The organism is Variovorax sp. 01T439_2, from assembly GCF_056398445.1.
Genome location: NZ_JBFTPJ010001199.1, coordinates 1 through 1438, shown reverse-complemented (window position 1 = coordinate 1438; position 1438 = coordinate 1). Strand labels below are relative to the sequence as shown.

The following is a 1438-nucleotide window of genomic DNA, read 5'->3' as shown; positions in this document are numbered from 1 at the left end:
GTTTCCCTTCGACCAGGACGACTGCCGAGATCTGCTCTTCCCGGAGCTTTCGGGCCGCCCATTCCTGCTTTGGATTCGCGCTCCATCGGTCGTCGGATGAAACGGCCAAGGCATCGATGGTGCTCGTTGCAAAGCTCGAGAGCCGCACGACCTGGAAGCCCTCCTTCTCCAGGTCTGACGCGACGATCTCGTAGGCCCTGGCGGTGGGCGTCCAGGGAAACTGATAGTTCGTGGAGAAGTTGTTGAAGACGGTGGTACCCACGTGCAGGTGCTGCGCCGGCGAAGGCATGTAGACCAGCACCCCGACCTTGGCGCCTTTCGCCAGCTTGCCTGTATGGGGCGGAACCGGTGGCGCCGTGGCAGCGCATCCGGACAGGACGATCGCAATGACAAAGGCAAGCAGTCGGCTGCGCATGGTTCTCTTCTCCTCTTTATGTATGGCTGGCACGGTGGATTGTGCCCGTGCACGGTCTCAGGGCTCGCGGCCCAAGGCCTTGTGCAGCTTCGCCGCGAGCTGCTGCGCATGCAGCGCCGAGCCAACATTGGTGAAGCCCATCAACAGCCCCTCGTCCCGGAAACCTGCCGTGCCCCGCGCGGACAGCGGCTGGCAGTTCAGTCCGGCGCGCTGCGCCCGGCGCGCCAATTCCGCGTCGCCTTCGCGCCGCCGGTCGAAGCGCGCGATCAGGTGCATGCCGCCGGCCTGCAGGTCGATGCGCACTTCGTCGCCGAAGGCCTTCAGCAGCGCGGCCGCGAGCATGTGGCGGCGCCGCGCATAGAGCAGCCGCATCTTCTTCAAGTGGCGCGAGAAGTGGCCTTCGCGCATGAAATCGGCGACCACCGCCTGCGTGAGCTGCGGGCATCCGTTGGACCCCGTCCGCGCAGCCTCGGCGAAGGCGCCGCGCAGCGCATCGGGCACCACCACGTAGCCCAGTGCCAAGCCGGGGTACAGCACCTTCGAGAAGCTGCCGGCGTAGAGCACGCGGTCATGGCGGTCGAGGCTCTTGAGCGCGGGCAGGGGCGGGCCGGTGTAGCGGTATTCGCCGTCGTAGTCGTCCTCGACGATCCAGGCCTTCGCCTGCGAGGCCCAGTCGAGCAGCTGCAGCCGGCGGGCGAGCGACATCGAGACGCCGAGCGGCGCCTGGTGCGAAGGCGTGACGACGGCCATCTTCGCCCCCGCCGCCTTGCGCATGCCGCGCGCAACGACCAGGCCTTCTTCATCCACCGGCACGGGCACCGTGCGCTGGCCGGCGCTGCGCAGCACCTCCTGCGTCGGCGGATAGCCCGGGTCTTCCACCCACACGCGCTCGTCCCTTGCGAGCAGCGCGTGCGAGATGAGCGCGAGCGATGCGCGGTAGCCGCCGGTCACGAAGACCTGCGACGGATGGCATGCGACGCCGCGCGACACCCGCAGGTAGGCGGCAATGGCGGTGCGCAGCGG

1 protein-coding gene and 1 pseudogene are annotated in these 1438 nt (G+C 68.2%); both read right to left on the bottom strand.

Annotated elements, in window-relative coordinates; genetic code table 11:
* Window positions 1-415 (bottom strand): annotated as a pseudogene (locus tag AC1DOC_RS33485) (hypothetical protein); the annotation flags it as partial.
* Window positions 416-472: 57 nt separating this feature from the next.
* The coding region (pdxR, locus tag AC1DOC_RS33480; RefSeq protein ID WP_478131545.1) for a MocR-like pyridoxine biosynthesis transcription factor PdxR at window positions 473-1438 on the bottom strand (966 nt) is incomplete at its 5' end.